Here is a 23,397-nt window from a genome sequence, read left to right on the forward strand (position 1 = left end):
TGTCGGTTGGGTACCACTTAGCGAAAACTCTTAGGAATGCTGTTTTAGCGCTATTCTTAAGAGTTTTTCTCTTTTTCTAGTAAAAGAAAAAGACTGAAGAAAATTGGGCACTGCACCCATAAAATGAGACAAAAGAAAACACTCCTGTTGAAATCTGGTAAACTAGAAACAGGAGTGTTTTGTTATGGTCAAAAAAGCATATTCAGTAGAAACTAAGCTAGCCTGTATCGAAATGAAGAAGGCAGGTAAATCAAATAAAGTTATCATGGACACCCTCGGCATCAAAAATGTTAGTCAGGTCAAGACTTGGTGGCAATGGTATCAGAATGATGAATTGTACCGTTTCCACCAACCTGTGGGGAAACAATATACTTATGGTAAAGGGATGAAACAGTTATCCAAAGTAGAACAGTTACGTTTGCAGGTAGAATTACTAAAAAAGTATCAGAGCTTGGTAAGAGAATCGACAAAGTAAGTCTTATCAAGCTAGTGGAAGAGTATAAGAAAACGTTCCCTGTATCGATTATTTTAGAATGTTTCGGCGTCAAACGCTCAACCTTTTACCGCTGGAAACAGGAGTGTAAGAATTCTCAGAAAAGAGATGAAATAGCAGATAAAATCGAACAACTCTGTATGAAAAATCACTTTATTTACGGCTATCGAACTATTACTCGCTTGCTCAAAAAAGTGTATAAGCTCGTCGTTAATCGCAAGAAAGTCTATCGCATCATGAAGGAAAAGGGCTGCCTTTGCCGTGTTCGTCCCAAGAAGGGACCTAAATTAGGGAAGCCTTACCATGTAACAGACAATAAGCTGGATCGTGATTTCCAGGCAGACAAGCCTATGGAGAAACTTGTCACAGACATCACCTACCTCTATTTTGAAAACTGTAGACTTTATCTATCTTCGATCATGGATCTCTATAATCGTGAAATTGTAGCTTATACCATCTCCGAGTGCCAAGATACGGACTTCGTGCTCGACACACTTAATCAACTTGAGCTACCTCAAGGAGCACTTTTACACAGCGACCAGGGCTCTGTCTACACCTCAAAAGCCTACTATCAGGCTTGTACAGAAAAAGGCATCACCCGCTCCATGTCCCGAAAAGGAACACCAGCAGATAATGCCTGTATCGAATGGTTCCATTCTGTTCTCAAGTCTGAAACCCTTCTATCTCCATAAGTGGAGAAACCTAACTAAAGATAGTATAACAGATATTGTTAAAAATTACATCATATTTTATAATGAAACTAGAATTCAACAGAAATTAAATGACCAGTCTCCTGTAGAGTACAGAAAACTAGTCGCATAAGAGGTTTTTCTCTTGTCCCATTATTGGGGTGCAGTGCCCCTTGGTGACAGGGCTTTTTTACTGGTTTCAAAACTATAATTTTTTAATTGACAGTTTGTCAGTAAAGTAGTATAACTTATAATCAGGAGGGATAAAATGCGAGATGTAAAAGATCCGGAAATTCGACGGGCAGAGATTATGGATGCTGCTATGCTCCTCTTTATGGAGAAAGGATATACGAACACAACAACTCAGGATATAGTTGATAAAGTAAATATATCACGAGGTTTGTTATATTATCATTTTAAGAATAAAGAAGATATTCTATATTGTCTTGTTGAACGTTATTCAGAGAAATTACTGAGAGATATTCATGTGATTGTCTATGATGAGGATAAAACTGCTATTGAAAAAATAAGAGCCTTTATAGATGCCACAATAATCTCTACAGATAACGTTTCAGCGGAGGGAACTGAGTTACAAAAGACGGTTGATCTTGAAGAGAATCGTTATATGTTAGATAAGTTATCCCATAAGCTCATTGAAAAACTGACTATATATTTTGAGAGGATAATAAATCAAGGCATCTCAGAAAAAGTATTTTCTGTAAAATATCCATCAGAAACAGCAGAATTTCTGATGACAGCCTATGTTTTTGTTTCAAATAACATAGGTATAAAAACTTCAAAGAAAGAACCTGTCAAAGATTACTTGAATGCATTTAAGATAATGCTGGAACAAAATCTAAATACAAAAGGACTCTTTAGCAATTAAAAAAAATAGAATGTTTGTAAAGAGAACTATGTACCGATAGCTAAATCAAAACAAGCTATCGGTATTATTTCAAAATATAACTGACAAATTGTCAATAGAGGTGAAAATATGTTAGAGATAAAGAATTTTAGTAAAAGTTATGGGGACAAGAAGGTTGTGGATAACCTATCTATTTCAGTACAGCCTGGAGATATTTATGGTTTTATTGGAGCAAATGGTGCAGGCAAAACGACAACGATAAAGGCAGTTGTCGGTATCCATGATTTTGAAGACGGAAGTATAATTATCAACGGTCATTCTATTAAAGAAGAACCTGTTATTTGTAAAAAAATGATGGCGTATATCCCAGATAATCCAGATTTGTATGAACATATGACAGGACTTCAATATATTAATTTTATTGCTGACTTGTTTGAAATTCCTACAAAAATACGCAAGGAGAGAATACAAAAATACGGTGATTTATTTGATATGACTGATCATCTTTCGGGGATTATTTCTTCATATTCACATGGAATGAAGCAACGAACAGCCATTATTTCTGCACTTGTACATTCTCCCAAACTGTTGATTTTAGATGAACCTTTTGTTGGGCTAGATCCCAAAGCAACTTTCCTACTAAAGAAAATTATGCATGAGTGTGTTTCAGATGGAGGTGCTATTTTCTTTTCAACCCATGTATTGGATGTTGCGGAAAAATTATGTAATAAGATTGCCATTATCAAAAATGGAAAGTTAATTGCAAGTGGCAATACAGGAGACGTCAAAGGTGATGAATCATTGGAGGCATTTTTCATGGAGGTGCAGAACAATGAGTAACATTTGGATACTGCTTAAAGCGCAATTGATTAATTTCTTTCCTATTAACGAGATTAGAGATTCACGAAATAAAAAACAAAGTTCAATGGCTATTGCGAGTTTTGGCATAATAACTCTTTCCTTATTTTGCTTTGTTTATAATATAATAACAGCGAAAACATTGGTACACGTCGGACAGCAGAACTTGATTCCAGCATATATGGTATCTGTCTCAAGTTTTTCAATATTATTTTTGACAGTATTTTATTCGAATGGCATTTTATTTGGCAGTCGAGATATGGAAATTCTCCAATCCTTACCTGTTAAAAGTTCGTATATTATCACCAGCAAGTTCATGTTTATGTACTTATTGAATTTTTTAATAGGCTTGATGTTTATGCTTCCGGGTGGAATTATATGGGGCTTTAACGGAAGTTTAAACCTCCTACAGATTATATTGTATTTTACTTCTATAATTTTTGCCCCTTTGATCCCCATGTGTATAGCGGCATGCATGGGACTCGTTATTGTTGTCGCTTCATCTTTTTTTAAAAGAAAAAATGTTATCTCTCTTATTTTTTCATTTGCGATGCTAGGTATAATTGGATATTTTGCATTATCAGCTTTGCAATCAGGTGATGAAAGTAGTATTGGGGTTACTCTGGCTAAGCAAATTACTGGACTGTATCCAATTTCTAGACTATTTATGTCATACTACAATTTTCCAATGTACTATGGGATGGGATTTTATATAGTTCTTTCAATAGTCATTTTTTATCTATTTGTCAAAATTGCTTCGTTGAAGTATGCCCTACTTAATACACTTGCCAATACAAAATCAAGTTATGCTAATGACAAAGTATCTTATGAAAGAAAATCGGTATTTTTTTCCTTGTATCAAAAAGAGCTTGGACGATTTTTAAGTTCTTATATGGCAGTCTTGAATGCTGGGCTTGGAGTGATTCTTTTATGTGTCTTTAGTATATGTTTCCTGTTTAATTCTGTCGGTCAAATAGGAAATTCAGCAGGAATTGAAAATATAAATGAGTATCTTTCAAACTTAGCTCCCGTCTTTATTGCATCTATGCTTTCACTCAGTTGTCCAGCAGCTTCATCTATATCTTTAGAAGGTAAAAATATTTGGATTTTGAAAAGTTCTCCAGTTGAAGTGAAAACGATTTTAAATGCTAAGATAGCTGTCAACCTTACACTTCATTTGATTGGATATATGATTTCTGTATCTGTATTTATGCTGAAACTTGATATGAGTCCTATTCAAGTTATGAATCTAGTTATTGTTCCTATATGTTACTCCCTTTTTATAATGGTAATCGGAATTTCATTAAATAAAAAATATCCCAACTATGATTGGGACAGTGAGATGATAGTTGTCAAACAAAGTCTTCCTGTTATTGTAACTGGAATTATTAGTATGATTACGCTTATTACGCCTATTTTGCTTAATTGGTTTTTTAATCTTCCAATTATATTTGTTTTGCAAGCAGTATCAGTAATTTTACTGGCTATTTCGTTTAGAGTTTATATAAAAATGACCAAGTTAAATTTTATCTAGTTAAAGGAGGAAAATAAGATGAAAAATAGACTGTTAAAAGATATTTTGGTTTTGTTGGGAATGATGGTCATCATAGTCATTATATGTGGGTTTCTCCCTGAGAAAGTTCCTATTCATTTCAATGCAAAAGGAGTAGCAGATATGTTTGCAAATAAATACTATCTTCTACTAGCTACAGTCATCCCTTATTCTGCATATTGGAAGTTTGTTAGGGAAAGTGATAATAAAAAGATTAAATGAAACACCATCTATATTTACAAATTGCATCAAAATTAAGAACGAAGATTTTAAGAGGTGATTATGCACCTGAACAACAAATTCCTTCAATAAGGAGATTAGCAGAAAACGAGAAGTGTAATCCGGCAACTGTCCAAAAAGCAATGAAAGTTCTCGAAGATCAGAATTTGGTTACTAGCTGTGGAACATTAGGATATTTTGTCATAGCAAGCGAGCAAGAAATAAAAGAGATAAGATATCAAGAATCTAACAAGCTAGTTAAAATTTTGTTTGAAAAACTTGGTGAGCTAGGCTTTTCAGAAGATGAGATTGTCAATTTATTTTTAGAAAAGATGCTTAGAAGAAGTTGAATGGAAATTTATTAGGATTATTTGTGAAAGTATAGAAAAGCCTTGATTTCAAGGCTTTTTCTTGCATTTTTGTGATAGAATATAGCTAGTTATACATCGAGAGCAACTTAGAAGCAGTAAAAAAATTATTCATAAAGTAATCAAGATAAGGAAGATAAATGACAGAAATTGATAAAAAGAATTTAAAAAATTATCTTTATTTTACATTTGGAATTACTTATATAGCTTGGGGACTTCTTGCCATATTTACACAATCTCATATTTTGGGATTAGAGACTTTTATAGGGAGAATATTACATATAGTTGGTGCTCTTGGACCAGCTATTGCAAGTGGGTCTTATTTGAAAAGTAATAATATAAAATTTAAACATTTTGTATTTCATAAGAGAGAAAATAGTAGTATTTATTTCATTATTCATATGTTAGCAATTTTGATCCTATTTTCTGTATCTTCCTTAGAATTAAACGGAGTATCACTTTATCTGATGCCACTATTCTTTATTCAATTAATTTTTTTTGGTGGTGGACATGAAGAATTAGGATGGAGAGGTATATTACAACCGTTACTTGATAAAAAATATACGTATTGGCAATCTAATTTGATTGTAGGATCAATTTGGGGAATTTGGCATCTGCCTTTATGGTTTATAGTGGGAGAAAGTCATCAAGGATTTCCTTTTATTTTATTTTTTATATATACATTATTTTTAAGTTTTGTTTTAGGGCTTCTTTATCGTCAAACCAAATCTGTGGGGTACTGTATATTATTTCATGCGTTCGCAAATTTGTTAAATCTCTATTTTGTGTTAAAAATAAATGTTATTTTTATTATCATTTTTATTGGTTATTTAATTTATACTATATTGGCGAGTAATAGAATTAGTAAGGAAAAGCAGGTAGAAACATTGTAAAAGACCCACAGGAAGTTTTCTGGGATGGATATCATTCGTATCTTTCGGATTCCGAGTTGAGTTATCCCTATGAAGGTTCAAAGACATTAATGCATGTATTCGACAGATTTGGGGATTCGGATTTAATTACGGAACTACTGGATGGTATGTATGAGGAACTGCCAACATCTAAACCTAGAATAAAATAATTAAATTGGAATTTAAGGAGAACAAAATGATTTTAGAAACGGAAAGATTGATTCTTCGCCCATGGGAGGAAAGAGACGCCCATGATTTATTTCAATATGCCAGTAATCCAGAAGTTGGTCCGATTGCAGGTTGGCCAGTACATACCAGTGTTGAAAACAGTAGGGAGATTATAAAAAATTATTTTTCAGCACCTGAGATATATTCCATTGTTTTAAAAGAAACGATGCAGCCAGTGGGTAGCATAGGATTGATGATTGGCTCTGCAAGTGATAAAGGGATTCCGGATACTGAGGCGGAGATTGGCTACTGGATTGGAGTTCCCTATTGGGGTCAGGGGCTTATACCAGAAGCAGTTCGTGAGATAATGAGACATGGATTTGATGACTTGAGTCTGGAGAAATTGTGGTGCGGTTATTTTGACGGCAATACAAAGTCACGGAGGGTTCAGGAAAAATGTGGGTTCCGTTATCATCATACAAAAGAGAACGTTCCGTGTGCATTGGAAGGTGTTCTTCGTACAGAACATATAACCTGTCTCTCAAAGGAAGAGTGGATTTCGTTTAAGTAAATCACTGTTTGTGCGAGGTAATACTTTTTAACGATTACCTTATGATATTGTTAAAAGCTTTATAGACATGTTTCCACATACAGACAGCTTCACTTGATAGACTCAGCGATCAGTCGTTTCATGTCGAGGCAGTATCACTGCTTGTAAGATCTGAAAAATAAATTTGCGTAGCGTTGCAAAGTTAAAATGGAGGGTTATCGATGGTTATCTTGGAATTGTATCAAGGTGATTATCAAAAGGATTTAGTCACGTTTGACTCTTTAGAAGAGGGAAGAGTCTTTGTAGCTCAACTCCCTGGGTATACTTTAGAAACAGAAGATGGGTTTGAAGTGGAGTATGTGAACCCAAAATACTTGCCGGATTATATGGAAATTGTTTTCAATGGAAATATTGTCCCTTTATCTAGATTTTCGTTTAATTATGAAGAAAATGTGGACATTATTTGGAAAGAAATTTCGAATCTATCCGTTAAAAACGATAAAGTGATCGAAGGATATTCAAAAATCGACGCATATGTCGTTAACAACGATGAAGTGAAAGCCTATGTCGAAGCAAGAGAAGCGAACTATCGCAAGGCAAAAGACTTCTTAGAACGCTGTGGATATGAAACCGACAGAAGCTTTTTCGGAAGCGAAGACGGCGAAGCGATTCTCTACAGAAAACGTGGCGCTGAAGATTGGCACTTCTTGTGTCACTTAGACCCGCTGTTTGTAGAGATTGAAGATGTAGAAGGATATGTCAAAGAAGAGATTCAATCGTTAAACTAAAGAACGTTGCGAAGGCGTGACGTGAGTTATATTTAAAAAGACTTCTATTTTGCTAGATGGTGGAATTAAGGAGAAATTTTTGACCTTAAAACAAATTAAATTTAATCCTTTTAAACACTGGGGAATCATCAGCGACTTGTATAAGCAGTCCTTCCCAAAGGAGGAGCGAATTCCCTTCTTTGGACTTGGCTCTTATCATTGAGAAAAATGGATTTACACTGTGTCCCTATCTCATTCGTGAATTAGGCGTTGACTTTGCTCTTATGAGCCAGACAGGGCAACTAATTCCATTCGACTATCAGGATATCTTTGACAATTTCTCTTTTGGACTTGGAGATGTATCGATTCGTCCGATAAATTAATAAAACGTACCTTACCAAAATTGTACTGAACTAAAAATATTATCTAATTGAGAAAAGAACAAAAGTTTTGGTCTATAATATAGATATTTTCTAGTATCGCATGTGGAGGCAGTCTCACTGCTTGTACGAGCCTAGAAAATATGTAGAAGGAAAAGCCTTGGTGACAGGGCTTTTTGTCATATAGTGGGGAAGTATCATAGTGTGAACTAGTCTTTAGTAGCTGAATTTTCAGTTTAGGTAAAATAGAACTTATTGAAATAGTTATGTGGATTATTTCATTACTTCTTTAATCATTTTAAAATCTTTAAATTAAGATTTGGAGAATTTAAATAATATTTGCATTTGAAAATGAAATGATTAATAAAACAGCTTCCGATAAGATATTTGACATTATTAGTTTCGTGCACTACAATAGAAGTTACATACCGATGGTATGATAGAAAGGGACTATAATGGCAAGGAATAGAAACTCACATGAAACTAGAAAAAAAATACTAGAGGTCTCTAAAAATCTATTTTTAGAAAAAGGATTTGATAATACTTCAATACAAGATATCATAGATGGCTTAGGTGGATTAACAAAAGGTGTTATCTATCATCATTTTGAGTCCAAATATGATATACTGCAAACGATCATTAGCGAAAATAATCAAGAAATTTTAAATTATAATTGGAGAGGAAATACTGGATTAGAAAAGATACAAAATTCTTTGATGGACTCTTTCTCTAATTTTGAACACCAAAGGCTCGTTTACTCTGCCTCAATCATGCTAAGAAGTCCACGTTTGTTAGGAGAGCAGTATCTAGGTCTATTTTCTGATTTTTTACCCGAAATTAGAGAAAAAGTTTACGAAGGAGTTGAAGATGGGTCTATTAAAACAGAATATCCAGAAGAGCTAGCAGATTTAATTGTTTTAACACTAAATATTTGGATTGGTTTTCAAATTTCCGTTTTTTCATTAGTAGAATTAAAGCGCAAAATGAATTTCATTAAACTTACTTTTGAAGGTCTAGGGGTACAGTTAATTTCTGATGAAATGATGGAGGTGATTTTCAACTTATTCGATCACTTAAAAAAATAGTAAATAAGTCGTCGCATGACATTCTTGTTAATACTCATTTCTATTTATGTATTATCAATTGAATAAATTATCTTACATAATTTATAATTAAAAAATAACATGCTTTAAGTGTGTTATTAAAAATCTATTATACATACCGTAGGTATGTTTGTTTTTAGTATAGACATACCGATAGTATGTATAGTGACATTTTCTGAAGAATAAACTTATTTTTAAATATTTGTCGAGATTAGTCTGAATAGTTTATTCTTTATTTACGCTTTGGAGGAAATAATCTATGTTGTCGCTTATTAAAATTGAATTAAATAAAGTTTCTAAATCTAAATTATTTTTAGCTTGGTTGTGTACTATATTTATAGTGTTAGGTATTACAGCAATCATTATTATGGGTTTAGGTACTGACAATAAACTAGGAGAATTCACTGGACAGGATTCTAATGTTATTAGAGTTACTGGTAAATGGGAAGGTTGGGCAATTGTAGCTTCATTATTTTCATCTTTATTTACAAAAGCAGCATTTTTGATTTTCGAATCTTATTTATTATCTACGATTATTATTGATGAATTTAAACGAAGAACAATTTTTCAGTTGTTTTCTTACCCTATTTCTAAAATAAAGTTACTTTGGGGAAAAATTCTTTCAGTCATTCTAATAGCATTTATTGCCCATTTTTCTGCACATTTAGTGATTCAATTATTCATTAGATTCCTGGCTGTTGTAACTGAATCTAGTTATATCCCTCTAGCTAGTCAATTAATTAACTTAGCTGGAATAACGTTTGGAACAGTACTAATAGGCTTACTACCATTTGTTTTAGGTATGATTAAGCATTCGACAGCTATAACAATGCTTACTGGACTTGGTTTAGCAGCATTACTTTCGAATGCCAGTCCAGGAAGTTTATCTAATAATATTGCTGATAACCTATTCTTTTTGATATTTGCATGTTTCATAAGTTTAATGATTACTTCTTTTTCAATCTCTAGTATTTCAAGACAAGATATTAGTATCAAGTAGCATACCTGAGTTTAATTGAAGGAAAGTGATAATTCCTTGATGATTTCTATAAAAAAGAGACTGTATAAGTTGGTAGTTATGCACCGGAAGAAAAATTCTAGCATTTAAAGCTAGATATAGAAAGAGAGATAGAAATGAGAAATATCGTTGAAATAAAAGAAGTTTTTAAAACAATTGATAAAGAAGAAATTTTAAGTGGTATCAACCTTCAAATTGCTGAAGGAGAAATCTATGGTTTTTTAGGACCGAATGGTGCTGGAAAAACAACGTTAATGAAATGTATGTTATCCCTATCAACAATTACATCAGGTAGTATTGAAATTTTTGGGAAAAATCTACAAGAACACAGAGAAGAAATCCTAAGTCAGATTGGAAGTATTATTGAATCACCAATTTTTTATGATAATTGCACTGCAAAAGAAATCTTGGAAATTCACGCTCAGTATATGGGAAAAAATATTATTGAATCAGATATAATAAGAGTCTTAAGTATGGTCGGATTAAAAAATACGACTAAAAAAGTAAAAGAGTTTTCGTTAGGAATGAGGCAAAGGCTTGGTTTAGCTCGTGCCTTTCTAACAAAACCTAAATTGTTAATTTTAGATGAGCCAATCAATGGTTTAGATCCAATAGGGATTCAAGAAATTCGAAATCTTTTGTTGTCGCTTTCTAAGGAGCATGGAATTACTATTCTAATATCGAGTCATATATTATCGGAAATTTCACAGATAGCAGATAAAATTGGCTTTATCAAAAATGGAGAAATTGTAGAACAGGTTTCTATGAAAGAGATTAGGAGAGAGAATATTGACTTAGAAGAATATTTTATGTCACATTTTCTAAATGAAATTAAGAATTATGAGGTAGATTAAGGATGAAACAATTGATAAAGAACCATCAGAAGGCTTTTTATGCTTTCATGATATTTAATATACTGGTCCCTTTAACTAACGTTGCTTTTGCTTATTCTATTAAAGGTATTATTGATAGTGGCATGTCCCAAAATAAAGAAGCCTTAACTCAAGCGGTACTAGTAGGAGCTACTGTTATTTTCATCTATGCAGCACTCAACTTTATATCTCTTCGATTGAGAAATAAACTTGTTAGGCAAATCATGTCAAGATACAAAAACAAGGTGTTCCAATCTATTTTAGATAGGGATTATAGAGACTTTTCTAAAGAAAAATCAGGGAAATTTATTTCCGTATTAACCGAAAATATGAAGAAAATTGAGCAAGATTATCTATACCAGTATTTTAATATTTCAAAAAACCTTTCCTTAATGATTTTTTCACTTCTAGCTATGTTTATAGGTAATTGGTTTTTGACCTTATTAGTTATCATTGCTAGCATTATTCCAATGATGATTTCAGGATTTATTGGACAAAAATCAGCCTCTTTACAAAATAGAGCTATGGTTGCCGATCAGAAGTATTTAGCTAAGGTTAAAGATATTTTAGCAGGATTTCTTGTTATTAAAAGTTTTAATGTGAAAGATGCTATCTGTGAGGATTATAGTCATGAAAGTGAAAAATTTGATGAAATAAATTTTATAAAAGGGAAATTTGACGTTTTAGCTAATGTTATTTCACAGCTTTCAGGGATGATTGTTTTTTTGGTAGCCTTTGGTGGAGGGATGTATCTCGTATTTAATAGCTCTACCACAATTGGGAGTGTAACAGCTATTGTTCAACTGGTCAATTTTGTAGTAATGCCACTGAATGAAGTTGGAATGGGAATAAGTAAATTTCGTGAAGGTCAGGCAACACTAGATGCATTTGAGGTAAAAGATGTAACTGAGCTTCAGACTGGTGAAACAAAAGAATATTTCGATGATGTTATTTCTTTTTCAAATATAGACTTTTCTTACCCTAATACTGAAGAAAAAATTTTTAATCATTTATCTTTGAAGATTCAAAAAGGGGAAAAAATTGCAATTGTAGGAATGTCAGGGAGTGGAAAATCAACTTTGCTCAATCTATTACTGCGTTTTTACGATGTAACAAGTGGGCACATCTCCATTGATAATATAGATTTGCAAGCTATTTCAGCAGGGAGCCTTTATAACTTGATGACTATTGTTCAACAAGACATTTATATCTTTGATGATACTTTAAGATCAAATATTACTCTTAATCAATTCTTCACTGATGAGGAAATAAAGCAAGCGGTACAGCAGTCAGGTTTAGAAAGTTATGTTTTAGAAAATGAATCTGGTCTACAAGCTTTATGTGGAGAGAATGGCTCAAATCTATCTGGCGGACAAAAACAAAGACTTAGTATTGCGCGTGCCTTAATTCGAAAAACACCAATCTTATTATTGGATGAGGCTACCTCATCTTTGGATAATCAAGTAACTACTGAAATTGAAAATTCAATCCTGGATATTCAAGATTTGACTGCACTTGTAGTAACCCACAAGTTGAATGAGAACATTTTGAAAAAATACGATAGAATTCTCTTTATGAAAGGTGGCGTCATTGTTGAAGATGGTTCTTTTGATGACTTGATGGATAGGAGAGGTGAGTTTTATAAGTTGTTTGAGTTGAGTGTGTAATTCTCTTTCGTTCTATAATATAGGAGTATACTAGCACGACATGTTGAAGCGGTATCACTGCTTGTGAGGCCTAGAAAATGTGTAGAATGAAAAGCCTTGGTGACAGGGCTTTTTATGGTAAGTCATTTGATATTTTTATCTGAATCATATTTCTTCTTCATGTTACAATAAATATATACAAAATAGAACGCTTAGAAAAATGGAAAATATAATGGTTAACCAAAGCAAATATGTGTCTAGTGATTTTCCAGAGGCAACGTATCAAGTGGCTTTTGAGGATTTGAAAAAGAAAATTTTAGTCGGGCATCAGGAAATTATTCAAGGTAAAGTCTCTTCTCTAGCTGATGCGAGAAAGGAATTTGGCCTTGACTAGGTAGGTTGCGATATTGTCTCTCTTACTTGTAACAGAGCTAAGCAGAGTAAATAGTAGAATAATAAAGGTGAACATAGACTTTCAAGTAAATATAGTACTGTCTATATGAGACATTTTGGAGGGTATCAAATATGAAATTTCATGAGTTTGGTGATAAAAATTTGCCTCCCATTTTATTGATACATGGTGGGGGTAGCTCTTGGTGGAATTATCTTAGACAAGCTCGTCTCCTGTCTCATAATTACCATGTCATTTTACCTACACTTAATGGTCACGGTGAAGAGTATCAAGAGGATTATATATCAACGGAAGATTCGGCACAGGAAATTCTAGATTATGTTCGACAAAACTGTGATGGAAAACTGTTTGCTTTAGGTGGAGTTTCACTTGGAGGTCAAATTGCTATGGAACTTTTGTCCTTAGACAGCGATATAGCTGAGAAATCTATCATAGACGGAAGTCTCTGTATTCCTCAGCCAAGGTTGGCGAGATTTAGCATCTTGTTGGTATCTTTATTTGGTAAACTGATGTTTAGTAAATCCTCTTGTAAACTTCAGTTAAGCTTAATGAATAAATTCTATCCCCAATTAGCTTACCCAGACGAGATAAAAAATTATTATATGGAGGATATGCCAAGGACACCTATCAAAACATTAGTGACCATCTATAAAACTTATATGGGGCATTATAAGTTGAAGAGTAGGATTTCAAAAAGTAAAGCACAGGTTCTCTATATTTATGGGGAAAAAGAATTGAACGGTGTTAAAGAATCAGCTAGATTATTTCAGCAGATGCACCCCGACACTATCTTTTATGAAGCAAAGGGCTATAACCACGGCTATTTATCAGCCTACCTACCTCAAGAGTGGATTAAGTTGGTTGTTCCATTTTTGGAGAATAACGATTGATTATACTTTATTAATTTAGAAAGCAGAGTTTCATGGAAGTCAAAAAATATAGTCCCCTCAATTCCTTAAAAAAGATAGCTGAAAACCTATGGATTGTGGATGGGGAAGAAGTACTGATGGATTTCAAATTCTTCAAAGTGCCTTTTTCAACTAGAATGACAGTTATCCGTCTGCAGAATGGTGGTCTTTGGGTGCATTCACCGACTAAGCCTAATGACAATTTACTTTTTGAAATCAAGAAATTGGGTGAGGTAAAACACCTTATTGCACCCAATGTCTTACATTATAGTTATATAGATGAATGGCATCAACTATTTCCTGAAGCAAAAGTTTGGCTAGCTAGTGGTGTTCAAAAGCGTGCCAGAAAATCGGGAATGAGTTTGGATTATGGTCAGGAATTAAGCAAGGCCAATTGGAACGAAGAAATTCTTTTTACAACATTTGAGGGAAGTTTTTATGTAAAAGAGGTTGTTTTTTTCCATAATGAAAGTTCAACTCTGGTTTTAACGGATCTTATTGAAAACATAGAAACTGAGAAATTATCGCTTTTTGAAAAGCTACTTTTTAAAATAGGTGATAATCACCATCCAAATGGTAAAACACCAAGAGATTTAAGAATGACTTTCTTATTTGGTAAAAAACAAGCTCTGAAGAGCTATCACAAAATAAAGAAATGGGAACCTAAGAATATTATTATTTCTCATGGACCGTGTATTATTGGTCAAGCAAAAGAGATGTTAAAGCAAGCGTTCTTCTGGCTAGAAAAATAGGGTTATGTGGTTAAGGGAACTTGTCGAAAGACAAATACGAATACTTCGACCTCTGTATTTAAAAGTTTCATTCATTCGCCGCACGCAAAATAACACCCCACAAGTTACAACTTGTGGGGCATTTTCTTTTATTAGTTTTTCTCTTACAAAATTACGTCTGTTTTTTCAACTTTGTAAAGGGCTATTCCCATGATTATGGTCAAGACAAGAAGAATTAAAACAGCAGGGGTCCAAGAGTTAAAGAGTTGTTGGCTTGAACCGAACAAGACTGGACCAAGGGCTGCAAAGATATAGCCTCCGGTTTGGGCTAAACCTGATAGTTGGGCTGTTTTTTCAGGCGTGCTAGCCTTCATTGAAAAGGAAACCATCATGTAAGGGAATAGGACACTAGCAGAACTTCCGGTTAAGAGGTTAAGGACTAACCAATACACAAAGCTGTCTGTATTGACTAGAAGCATGGCAACTCCGATGAGTCCTACTAGGACGGTAGCCACTAGCATCAAATGGCGGTTACGATCAGAAAGTTTAGTGATTAGGCTAGGAACAATCATAGAGAATGGAATACTCGTCAGTGTGAAAACGGAAGCTAGAATTCCGGCATTAGCCTCGCCGACACCGGCTTGAGTGGCCATGGTTGGAAGCCAAGTGATAGTGGTATAGAAGAAGAGTGATTGTAATCCACCGAAAATCATGATAGCCCAGACCTTGCCACTCTTATACCAACTGCCTGAATTTTCGCTGGTAGAAGTTTCTTGTTCTAAGTAATGATTGTGATGGACATTAGGAAGCCAAACTACAAGAGCCAGGGCACAGACTGTTGTCAATACCCAGACTAAGCCTTGCCATGAGGTTGCCTTAGTGATTGGAACGGCTACCGATGAAGCCACAGCTGTGGACAAGCCCATGGCTGTAATATAGAGTGTGGTTAAGAATCCTAACTGATTTGGCTCATTAGCCTGAATTAGGCTTGGGAGAAGGACGTTGATAAAGGCAATTCCAGCTCCGACTAAAAGCGTTCCCACATAAAGAAGAGGGAGATTGACAGTACGTAAAGCAGAACCAAGTGTCATCACAATTAAAACACCGAGGAAGAGTCTTTCAATACCAAAGCGTTTGGCCCAGCTAGCCGCAAAAGGTGAGAATATCGCAAAGGTCAAGAGAGGGAGACTTGTCAAGAGACCGAGAGAACTGACCTCAACACCTAGACCAGAAGCAATGTCTGATAAGACCGTAGACAAGGTTGTGAACGGGGCCCGCAAAACGATCCCTAGAAGAAGGATTCCAGGGATTAGAAAATGTGAATGTTTCTGTTTCATAAACTATCTCCATGTTTAATAAGGGTATTTAAATTTATAGGCATATGACACTAATGCATCACTTCCATCTTACCATAAATGATGGGGATAATGAAAGCGGTTACGTTGGATTGTCAGGAAAGAATTTTTAGTTTTAAAATCCTATTCTGCTGATTATCAAATAGCATAATCTGATTTTTAAAAGACCGAACATGTAGTCCAGTCTCTTTTCAATGTCTTCTTAAATTTCATACCCCATAAGGAGTCCGCCTTCTTCAGCATAAAAACTACAGAGTCCAGAAGTAGGAAGGACTTCGATGCTTGCTTGGGCAAATTTTTCACGAACCAATTCAGAGAATTGCTCGATAAATTTTTCATTGTTGCGGTGGGCAATCGTAATGTGGCCTCCAGCATAACCAGCCTTGAGGAGTTCATCAAAGGCAGCTTTGATGGCTTTCTTTTGACCTCTGGCTTTTTGAAGCAATTCAAGAGTACCTGTCTTACTAGCTTCACCGACCATACGGATATTGAGGAGTCCAACAACGGTGCCAACCAGTTTACTTAGACGACCATTCTTCACCAAATTATCAACTTTGGCTAAAACAAAGAGCAACTTAGTCTTGGCTTGATAAGCTGTGATGCCATCAACGACTTGGTCAAAATCAAGGCCTTCAGCGACTAAGTGATTGAGTTTACGAACGATAAGGTCGACCTCGCCACCAGCTGACAGGCTATCAATCACGTGAATCTTAGTATCAGGATGCTCTTCCAGATAAATTTTCTTAGCGATTTCAGCACTATTGTAGCTACCAGAAAGGGTTCCAGTAATCGTCACGACGACGATATTGTTCGCTCCTTCAAAGGATTTCATATAATCATCAGGACTCGGACAGGCAGACTTAGAAGCAGTCATAGTCGCATACATTTCCTCCATCATTTGATCAATACTGAGTTGGGCATCATCCCTGTAAATGGTTTCGCCCACTTGGATAGTCAAAGGAACACTGACAAACTCCGTATCTGGTGCCAGATTGTCCAAAGAACGGTAGTCACAGCCTGAATCCGCAATAATTTTCCATTTCATAGGTTACACCTCATATCTGTATAATGTACATTGACAAGTTATTTGTCTTCTTTTACAATTTTATCATGAAGTGCATTGCTATCAAAGCAGATCTCATCAGGTGTGACAGATAGAAAGTGAATGTTATGGCAGAAAGAAAAATCTCAGAGAAATCCTTGGAAAATCTCAAACGATTTAACCAAGAAAATAAAGCAATTACACGAGAATCCATTGAAATTTCTCTCCTGCAATTGTTGGAGAAAAAAGACTTTAAAAAGATTACCATATCGGAACTTGTTGAACGTGCGGGTGTATCTCGTGCTGCCTTTTATCGCAATTATGGTTCTAAGGAAGAAATTTTGAAATCTATTTTTGAGTCTAGCATTGCAAAGATTACTAAGTCCTTGGACGGCTATAATCTCAAGACGGATCTTTACCAAGTCTGGGTTTATCTCCTTAAGGAAGTCAAAAAAGAAGCCAAAATCATCAGTCTTGCCATTGATTATAATTTTGAGCAGGTATTGATCAAGGCAGTTTATGATTTTTTGGAAAAACGAAATGGTAGCTCATCAAATGGTGCCGGTAGTTACCTCAATTCCTTTTGGAGCTCAGCTATTGTCTCAGTGATTTCCAAATGGGTCAAGGATGGCATGAAGACCCCAGCGGAAAAGATTGCCAAACTTGGTCTCCCGCTTTTTCCACAAAAGAGGAAGTAGTAATCGCTGAGAGGCGGTTTTTAAGTAAACTGCACCTCTCCATTACTAGTTCAAATGAATAGATAGAACTGTGCACAGATTATACAAAGGACAAGAACGATGATTGAAGAACGAATTCTTGCTGCTAAGCAGTATGTTAAAACCTTATTTGCTGATCGAGCGGATGGCCATGATGTGGCGCATACCCTTCGCGTCTATACCAATGCTATGAAAATCGCACAAGCAGAAGGTCTATGTGATCTGGAGATAGTGGCCTTGTCAGCTCTTCTTCACGATGCTGATGATTATAAATTGTTTCAAACAGAGAATAATGCGAATGCTCGCATGTTTCTAGAAGAGATTGGTGCTCCTAAAAAGCAAATCGACCAGATTTGTCGGGTTATCAATGCTGTTTCTTTCAGCAAAAATCGCGGTAAACATCCAGAATCGTTAGAAGGCAAGATTGTCCAGGATGCAGACCGTCTGGATGCGATAGGAGCTGTAGGAATTGCGCGAACTTTTTCCTATGGTGGCCACAAAGGGAGACCCCTTACTGATACCGTCCAACATTTCCACGATAAGTTGCTCCTCTTAAAAGATGAAATGAACACGGAGACTGCCAAACAAATGGCAGAAAGTCGCCATCAATTTTTAATCACCTTTCTAAAAGAACTAGAGAAGGAATTGGACTGAGTGAAATATTGAAATTAACTTTTATAAAAGACTTATTTGAAAGGAAGATATGCTAAATCAACTAATAAAGAAACCTATTTTAAGTTGTTCAATTATATTTGTTATCTGCTCAGTAGCAAGGCTAATTGAATACTTCTATATGAGGACGGATGAAACCTTCTTATCTGAGAATTTTCTACATAAACTTTTTGGAATTCTTCTACTGTGGGGAGTCCTTTCAATTTGTAATTTAAGATGGAAAGATATTGGTTTCAGTCCTGACGGAACCGTGAGTGGTATAGGGAAGGGCCTGCTCTTTGGTTTAGTGTGTTCCGTCTTTGCATATACAGTTGAGTGCATTGTTCTCTTGTTTCTTCATGGCAATGTTCACTTATCGTTTTACGCCAGTGGTTTTTCCTTAACAAACGAAAAAGTATCTCAAGCAGGAATCTTACTTATTCTCTCAAGTGTGTTGTTTAACCTGATAAATGTCTGGATGGAAGAAGGAATATTTCGTGGCCTTTTCACAAAAATTCTTGAAGGGCTTTCGTACCGCAAGAGTCTATTCTTTATAGCCTTCCTATTTGGAATATGGCACTTGGTAATGCCCTTAAGAGATTATCTTCAAGGAGAATCGTCACTCGTAAATCTCATCGTCATGGGCATTGGCTATGTTATCTTAGCGGGAATGATGAGTATCAAATGGTCCTTACTCTACAAAATGACAGGTTCCTTATGGTTTGGGTTAGGAGATCATTTTTTCAATAATCTTGCTTCAAATCTAGTTCATGTGGTTTCAAATTCTGAAGCAGATAGTTTGCAGATTGTGAGAATCGTTCTATGGCAATTGCTATCATTTGCTATAGTGTTATGGGGTTATCAAATGAGAAACTGATAGTCAATCCCCATGCTACTACAACTAATTGGAGGTTCAGTATGCCAATATATGAATTTTGTGCAGAGAATGTGACTTACTTAGAAAAAGCCTTTAAGGCCGGTGCTCAACGCGTGGAGTTGTGTGATAATCTAGCTGTTGGAGGCACGACACCTTCTTATGGTGTCATAAAGGCGGCTGTTGAGTTGGCCAAGGATTATCAGGCTAAGGTGATTGTGATGATTCGTCCACGAGGGGGCGACTTTGTCTATAGCCAGCAGGAATTAGCTATCATGCTAGAAGATATCAAGTGTGCGCGTGAATTGGGTGTTGACGGCTTTGCACTAGGTGCTTTGACTTCAGAAAACCAACTCGATACAGAAGCTCTAAAGACCTTGTTAGATGCTAGTCGAGGCTTAGAGGTCACCATGCATATGGCCTTTGACCAAATCCCTAAAGCAGACCAGCCTAGTGCTATCCAGTGGCTCAAGGAAAATGGAGTGACGCGTCTTCTCACCCGTGCTGGAACTCCTGAGACTGCTCTAGACTTACGCTTGAAACGTTATGCAGAATTGGTTCAGCTAGCAGATGGTCAGTTGGATATTTTAGCAGGAGGTGGTATCTCCGTGGCTAATCGTGACCAATTTCTTGCCATACCTGGTCTAGAGCAAGTTCATGGAACACGTGTCGTCTTTTAGATTTACAATGGAACCAGCTTCTTGGCTTGGTTCCTTTTGATTTTTGTGCAATGGGAGGTACTTTGCTTTTCTAGTCATTCTTTGGTAAGCTATTACTATAGCATTAAAAAAATTGGGGGATGTATGTTAGATAATTTGTTAAAAAAGAACCCTATCTTGGGTGTCATTATTTATCCGTTATTAGGGCTAGGAGCTATTTGGCTCGGTCACTATTACTCACAGAGCCTTTCGCTATTGGAAAAAACGGGTGGTAAGCTTAAGGTTAATACTTTTGTTTACATTGCCTATCAATTAGGTGGGACCAAACTCGTCATGGGGTTATTTATTCTTTTAGCGCTTTTCTTTTTCTATCTGGGCTATACTTATCTTAAAAAACTTGGAAATAGTCAGAAATAATGATCAAGTTTATACACTAACTGCGGCTACTTGCTTGCAGTTTTTTCTTTTCTACAAGTCAACTAGAATCCCTAATTTATGCTAAAATGGAATTATTACGCTTCAAAAAGGAGATGAGATGAAAGCAGAAGAATGGTTAACCTATTTTATAAAGATTTATGGACGTCGCCCAAAGATGACAGAGGTCGACGAGGCGATACAAAATGGTAGTCTCTTGGACAATCGAGCAGAAGTAGAGAGCTTATTGTTAGCATCTAAGAAGAGCTTTTGGCAAACCTTAAGTCAGTATGTTGTGACTCATAAGGTCGCAGCGTCAGTTCTTGCAGTTTCTTGTATGACGCTTCTTGGTGGTGGTGCCATTTTTGCTTGGCATTCTCATCATTCACAAGCTCAACAGACATCATCCCTTGCGGTCTCTTCGTCAAGCAGTCAGACTGGTCAAACGTCTTCCTCAGACAAGTCTAAACAATCGAGTTCCAAAGCGTCTGACTCGTCTTCAAACTCTAGTTCTCAAAGTCAGAATGCCTCATCAGAGGCCAAAACGCCTGCTATGGATGTGGAAGCCATTCGAAATGGTGATTTTTCAAGCATCGAAGGTGACTGGGTTTCTGACGGTGGTCATGTTGTTACCATTACCAAGTCAGGGCTCACAAAGTCTGAAGAGACAGGAAGTACTGATGGCAAGACTGTCGTTAAAGATTTCAACGGTCAGCCTATGTTTTATTTTGCGGACAATGGTCCAGGGCATGGGGTCAATCCTTTTGTGCCTGTGCCAGCCAATCAAGCAGCACCGTCTCCGGACAATTCTGTCAAAGACACAGATCGTTTGGTTCAAATTCCAGAGTCTGCTGGGCCAGGGGTGGTTTACACGTCTTATTACAGAGTGAAAAGTAAGAGCCAGTCCAGCCAGACTAGCCCAACCAATACGACAGCCCTTTGGGATAGTGACAAGGCTGCCAAGCTCGCAAGTTACATGGTGGAGTTTGGGCACAAGATGAATCAAGAAAGTTATAGAAGGCTAACACCTAACGGAAGTGACGATTTCTTTGGTGCCATGTCTTTTGCTAAAAATAACCGCATTATTGTAGGTGAAAAGACTGAACAAAATGCCCCAATGACCAACCAACAAAAGGTAGACGTTGCCTTTTCCGAAGATGGTACAGGGACAGCCGACTATATCATTGTAGACAGCTACGGGTATTCAGGTTCCGCCATGATTCTCTACCATTTCACCATCCATAAAGGTCAACCAGTGGTCCTAGTTTCCATGCAAAATCAGGGGAATCCTGAAAACATGTATTACATGTACCCTACCAATAATAAGGACATCCAAGAAGCCTTTGCAAATATTGTGAATGACAAGTGATGGTTTGAGGGGGTTAGGAAAAAGCCAATATCTTCAATCTAAAGCCTTAGCAACAAGGCTTTTTCTTGTGGATAAGTATCTTGAGAATGAGTAGTCAGCAAAATCTGGTATAATGAAGCCAAGGAGGCGCCTATGAAACATTTGAAAAAACAGACGCTAATTCTTTTATCTATCTCTAGCCTGCTACTTGTCGGTTTAGCAGTTTTTGCACATCTCCACAAAAAAGAGGAGCAAGCAAATTACTCCAACCTTAATAGTAAGGCTAGTATTAGTGAGGTGCGAGCCATACTCTCGAAACATTTGGACAAGGGGAGTGTGGATAACTTTATCAATCTGGTTAGGGATTACAATGATACCGTGGGTTCTGTTGGATTATCTGGGGATTTTGCACCATTTACCAAAACAGACTATGATGTGGAAAAAATCAGTAGCCTGTGGACAGCCAAGCATGGTGACTTTATCGGTACCAACTGTCGTATTAACACCTATACGCTACTGAAAGGCAAAATTAAGATTCCACAAGTCAAAAGTGATAGTGAGCTCCTTTTCCAAGATAAGGATGCCATTGACAAGGGCAAGCTCTTTGATGCCAAGGAACAGGCAGACTTTGACATTCTTTTTTCAAGGGTCAAGACTGAGGCCACCCAAGATGTCAAGGTTCACGCCACGCATATGGAGGATTACTACAAGCAGTTTACCTTTGATGACAAGGCACGTATGCTATCGGTCGTTGTCCACGATAATCTGGATGGAAATTCCCTTTTTGTCGGTCACGTCGGCGTCTTAGTTCCTACGACAGATGGTTACTTATTTGTCGAGAAATTGACCTTCGAAGAGCCCTACCAAGCCATAAAATTTGCTAACAAGAAAGATTGCTACAAGTATCTCACAACCAAGTACAAGGACTATACCGGACCAGGTCTAGCCAAACCCTTTATCATGGACAATGACAAATGGGTGGATATGGACTAGCTTAACGTGAGAAGAAGGTTTTAAATAGGGAAGAAAAAGGAAGCAAGATATGAAAAGAAAACAAGCCTTGTTGCTTTATCTAGTGGGGACCCTTGGACAGATTTTACTGGTCAGTCTCCTTGTTTGGCTGCTAAGAGCAGGAGGGGTTAGGGTTGATTATGGAACTCCAATTGGCCTTTTTACCCTTATCTTAGGTGGCTTGTCATCAGCTATTTGGGGAGGCTATGTTAGCATCCGCTATCATCACTCCAGTGTTAAACAACTTGTCAGAGATTTTTTCCAAGTCAAACAGCCTCTTAGTAACTATCTCTTAGTCCTCATTTTTCTAGGTTTGGATTTTCTACCACTAGTCTTGAGTGGAGGTATAATTTTCAAGGCTTGGTATCTCCCCATTATCTTATTTTGCAAAGCCCTTGTCTTTGGTGGTATCGAAGAAATCGGTTGGCGCTATTTTTTCCAGTCTGCCTTACAAGAAAAGTTAACCTATCTAGTGTCCACGCTTTGTACCTTTGTAGCCTGGTCACTATGGCATTTGCTCTATTTTTACATTGATGGGTCTCTGGCCACGATTCATTTATTGCCTTTCTTGCTAGGCTTATTAAGCAACTGTTTTATCTTATCTGCCATCTATACAAAGACCAGAAGTCTTTGGCTTTGTGTGATGACACATGCGCTTATCAATGCTTTATCGCAACTGTCATCAGCGGAGAGCCTCTGGTTATCCCTTGTGATTAAGGTGTTGATAATTCTTCTTGCCATGAAAATTGCTGGTAGTAGTATGGAGAAGGTTAAATCCTAAGAGTAGTTAAGTGACTGCTCTTTTTTTCCACTCAAA

At 36.3% G+C, this 23,397-nt stretch carries 26 protein-coding genes and 2 pseudogenes; 26 read left to right on the forward strand and 2 right to left on the reverse strand.

Annotated elements, in window-relative coordinates:
• Window positions 1–184: 184 nt before the first annotated feature.
• The 18 genes and pseudogenes from ACWPVZ_RS03285 to ACWPVZ_RS03370 all read left to right on the forward strand — a co-directional run bounded on the left by ACWPVZ_RS03285 (window position 185) and on the right by ACWPVZ_RS03370 (window position 14,531).
• Window positions 185–1,315, forward strand: a pseudogene (locus tag ACWPVZ_RS03285) (IS3 family transposase).
• Window positions 1,316–1,450: 135 nt separating this feature from the next.
• Entirely contained in the window at window positions 1,451–2,068 is a 618-nt protein-coding gene (locus ACWPVZ_RS03290) for a TetR/AcrR family transcriptional regulator (RefSeq protein ID WP_002890483.1), read from the forward strand.
• A gap of 108 nt (window positions 2,069–2,176) precedes the next feature.
• On the forward strand, window positions 2,177–2,887 hold the full coding sequence (locus ACWPVZ_RS03295; RefSeq protein WP_002890485.1) for an ABC transporter ATP-binding protein: 711 nt from the start codon (window positions 2,177–2,179) through the stop codon (window positions 2,885–2,887).
• Window positions 2,880–4,439: a putative ABC transporter permease subunit gene (locus tag ACWPVZ_RS03300; protein ID WP_454380899.1), complete on the forward strand. Its 1,560-nt coding sequence runs from the start codon at window positions 2,880–2,882 to the stop codon at window positions 4,437–4,439. The genes ACWPVZ_RS03295 and ACWPVZ_RS03300 overlap by 8 nt, the downstream gene beginning before the upstream one ends.
• A gap of 18 nt (window positions 4,440–4,457) precedes the next feature.
• Window positions 4,458–4,679: a DUF1648 domain-containing protein gene (locus ACWPVZ_RS03305; RefSeq protein WP_002890487.1), complete on the forward strand. Its 222-nt coding sequence runs from the start codon at window positions 4,458–4,460 to the stop codon at window positions 4,677–4,679.
• Window positions 4,676–5,026: a GntR family transcriptional regulator gene (locus ACWPVZ_RS03310; protein WP_454380901.1), complete on the forward strand. Its 351-nt coding sequence runs from the start codon at window positions 4,676–4,678 to the stop codon at window positions 5,024–5,026. Before ACWPVZ_RS03305 ends, ACWPVZ_RS03310 begins: the two co-directional genes overlap by 4 nt.
• 158 nt (window positions 5,027–5,184) lie before the next feature.
• The gene (locus ACWPVZ_RS03315; protein WP_002890489.1) at window positions 5,185–5,937 is read left to right on the forward strand and encodes a CPBP family intramembrane glutamic endopeptidase; all 753 of its coding nucleotides are present in this window, start codon (window positions 5,185–5,187) and stop codon (window positions 5,935–5,937) included.
• Between the two features lie 41 nt (window positions 5,938–5,978).
• Window positions 5,979–6,125: pseudogene (locus ACWPVZ_RS03320) on the forward strand (TfoX/Sxy family protein); the annotation flags it as partial.
• A 26-nt stretch (window positions 6,126–6,151) separates the two neighbouring features.
• Complete coding sequence (locus tag ACWPVZ_RS03325) at window positions 6,152–6,694, forward strand: GNAT family N-acetyltransferase (protein ID WP_454380904.1); 543 nt, start codon at window positions 6,152–6,154, stop codon at window positions 6,692–6,694.
• A gap of 200 nt (window positions 6,695–6,894) precedes the next feature.
• Window positions 6,895–7,461 (forward strand): hypothetical protein, encoded by a 567-nt coding sequence (locus ACWPVZ_RS03330; RefSeq protein ID WP_002890492.1) that lies wholly within the window; start codon window positions 6,895–6,897, stop codon window positions 7,459–7,461.
• A 185-nt stretch (window positions 7,462–7,646) separates the two neighbouring features.
• Window positions 7,647–7,823, forward strand: coding sequence for a hypothetical protein (locus ACWPVZ_RS03335; protein WP_241673361.1), 177 nt, complete (start codon window positions 7,647–7,649; stop codon window positions 7,821–7,823).
• 452 nt (window positions 7,824–8,275) lie between these two features.
• Complete coding sequence (locus ACWPVZ_RS03340; protein ID WP_002890498.1) at window positions 8,276–8,905, forward strand: TetR/AcrR family transcriptional regulator; 630 nt, start codon at window positions 8,276–8,278, stop codon at window positions 8,903–8,905.
• A gap of 277 nt (window positions 8,906–9,182) precedes the next feature.
• Complete coding sequence (locus ACWPVZ_RS03345; RefSeq protein ID WP_002890499.1) at window positions 9,183–9,923, forward strand: ABC transporter permease; 741 nt, start codon at window positions 9,183–9,185, stop codon at window positions 9,921–9,923.
• Window positions 9,924–10,057: 134 nt separating this feature from the next.
• A complete protein-coding gene (locus ACWPVZ_RS03350; RefSeq protein ID WP_454380909.1) occupies window positions 10,058–10,795 on the forward strand; it encodes an ABC transporter ATP-binding protein in 738 nt (245 codons plus the stop codon).
• A gap of 2 nt (window positions 10,796–10,797) precedes the next feature.
• Entirely contained in the window at window positions 10,798–12,480 is a 1,683-nt protein-coding gene (locus tag ACWPVZ_RS03355; protein WP_454380911.1) for an ABC transporter ATP-binding protein, read from the forward strand.
• 199 nt (window positions 12,481–12,679) lie between these two features.
• Window positions 12,680–12,853, forward strand: coding sequence for a hypothetical protein (locus tag ACWPVZ_RS03360; RefSeq protein WP_002890505.1), 174 nt, complete (start codon window positions 12,680–12,682; stop codon window positions 12,851–12,853).
• A 131-nt stretch (window positions 12,854–12,984) separates the two neighbouring features.
• The gene (locus ACWPVZ_RS03365; RefSeq protein WP_061652241.1) at window positions 12,985–13,761 is read left to right on the forward strand and encodes an alpha/beta fold hydrolase; all 777 of its coding nucleotides are present in this window, start codon (window positions 12,985–12,987) and stop codon (window positions 13,759–13,761) included.
• A gap of 32 nt (window positions 13,762–13,793) precedes the next feature.
• The gene (locus tag ACWPVZ_RS03370; RefSeq protein ID WP_061652240.1) at window positions 13,794–14,531 is read left to right on the forward strand and encodes a DUF4336 domain-containing protein; all 738 of its coding nucleotides are present in this window, start codon (window positions 13,794–13,796) and stop codon (window positions 14,529–14,531) included.
• A gap of 143 nt (window positions 14,532–14,674) precedes the next feature.
• Here ACWPVZ_RS03370 and ACWPVZ_RS03375 read toward each other — a convergent pair whose 3' ends face one another.
• Together ACWPVZ_RS03375 and ACWPVZ_RS03380 are read right to left on the reverse strand one after the other, a co-directional pair.
• On the reverse strand, window positions 14,675–15,847 hold the full coding sequence (locus ACWPVZ_RS03375; protein WP_155123864.1) for a CynX/NimT family MFS transporter: 1,173 nt from the start codon (window positions 15,845–15,847) through the stop codon (window positions 14,675–14,677).
• Window positions 15,848–16,067: 220 nt separating this feature from the next.
• Window positions 16,068–16,910 carry a DegV family protein gene (locus tag ACWPVZ_RS03380; protein ID WP_155198122.1) on the reverse strand — a complete coding sequence of 281 codons (843 nt, stop codon included), beginning with the start codon at window positions 16,908–16,910 and terminating at the stop codon, window positions 16,068–16,070.
• Window positions 16,911–17,035: 125 nt separating this feature from the next.
• On the opposite strand from ACWPVZ_RS03380, the gene ACWPVZ_RS03385 reads away from it, so the two are divergent.
• The 8 genes from ACWPVZ_RS03385 (at window position 17,036) to ACWPVZ_RS03420 (ending at window position 23,361) form a co-directional block, all read left to right on the forward strand.
• Window positions 17,036–17,605: a TetR/AcrR family transcriptional regulator gene (locus tag ACWPVZ_RS03385; RefSeq protein ID WP_156246584.1), complete on the forward strand. Its 570-nt coding sequence runs from the start codon at window positions 17,036–17,038 to the stop codon at window positions 17,603–17,605.
• A gap of 99 nt (window positions 17,606–17,704) precedes the next feature.
• Window positions 17,705–18,277 (forward strand): HD domain-containing protein, encoded by a 573-nt coding sequence (locus tag ACWPVZ_RS03390; protein WP_454380915.1) that lies wholly within the window; start codon window positions 17,705–17,707, stop codon window positions 18,275–18,277.
• A gap of 49 nt (window positions 18,278–18,326) precedes the next feature.
• Window positions 18,327–19,151, forward strand: coding sequence for a CPBP family intramembrane glutamic endopeptidase (locus ACWPVZ_RS03395; RefSeq protein ID WP_454380917.1), 825 nt, complete (start codon window positions 18,327–18,329; stop codon window positions 19,149–19,151).
• A 41-nt stretch (window positions 19,152–19,192) separates the two neighbouring features.
• Window positions 19,193–19,828 (forward strand): copper homeostasis protein CutC, encoded by a 636-nt coding sequence (locus ACWPVZ_RS03400; protein WP_454380919.1) that lies wholly within the window; start codon window positions 19,193–19,195, stop codon window positions 19,826–19,828.
• Between the two features lie 123 nt (window positions 19,829–19,951).
• Window positions 19,952–20,224 (forward strand): hypothetical protein, encoded by a 273-nt coding sequence (locus tag ACWPVZ_RS03405; protein WP_021144457.1) that lies wholly within the window; start codon window positions 19,952–19,954, stop codon window positions 20,222–20,224.
• Window positions 20,225–20,342: 118 nt separating this feature from the next.
• Complete coding sequence (locus tag ACWPVZ_RS03410; RefSeq protein WP_454380921.1) at window positions 20,343–21,590, forward strand: DUF4767 domain-containing protein; 1,248 nt, start codon at window positions 20,343–20,345, stop codon at window positions 21,588–21,590.
• A 132-nt stretch (window positions 21,591–21,722) separates the two neighbouring features.
• Window positions 21,723–22,562 carry a DUF4300 family protein gene (locus ACWPVZ_RS03415; RefSeq protein WP_454380923.1) on the forward strand — a complete coding sequence of 280 codons (840 nt, stop codon included), beginning with the start codon at window positions 21,723–21,725 and terminating at the stop codon, window positions 22,560–22,562.
• 49 nt (window positions 22,563–22,611) lie between these two features.
• Window positions 22,612–23,361, forward strand: coding sequence for a CPBP family intramembrane glutamic endopeptidase (locus ACWPVZ_RS03420; protein ID WP_064521320.1), 750 nt, complete (start codon window positions 22,612–22,614; stop codon window positions 23,359–23,361).
• Window positions 23,362–23,397 lie beyond the last annotated feature (36 nt).

Source organism: Streptococcus sp. Marseille-Q6379 (genome assembly GCF_965119505.1).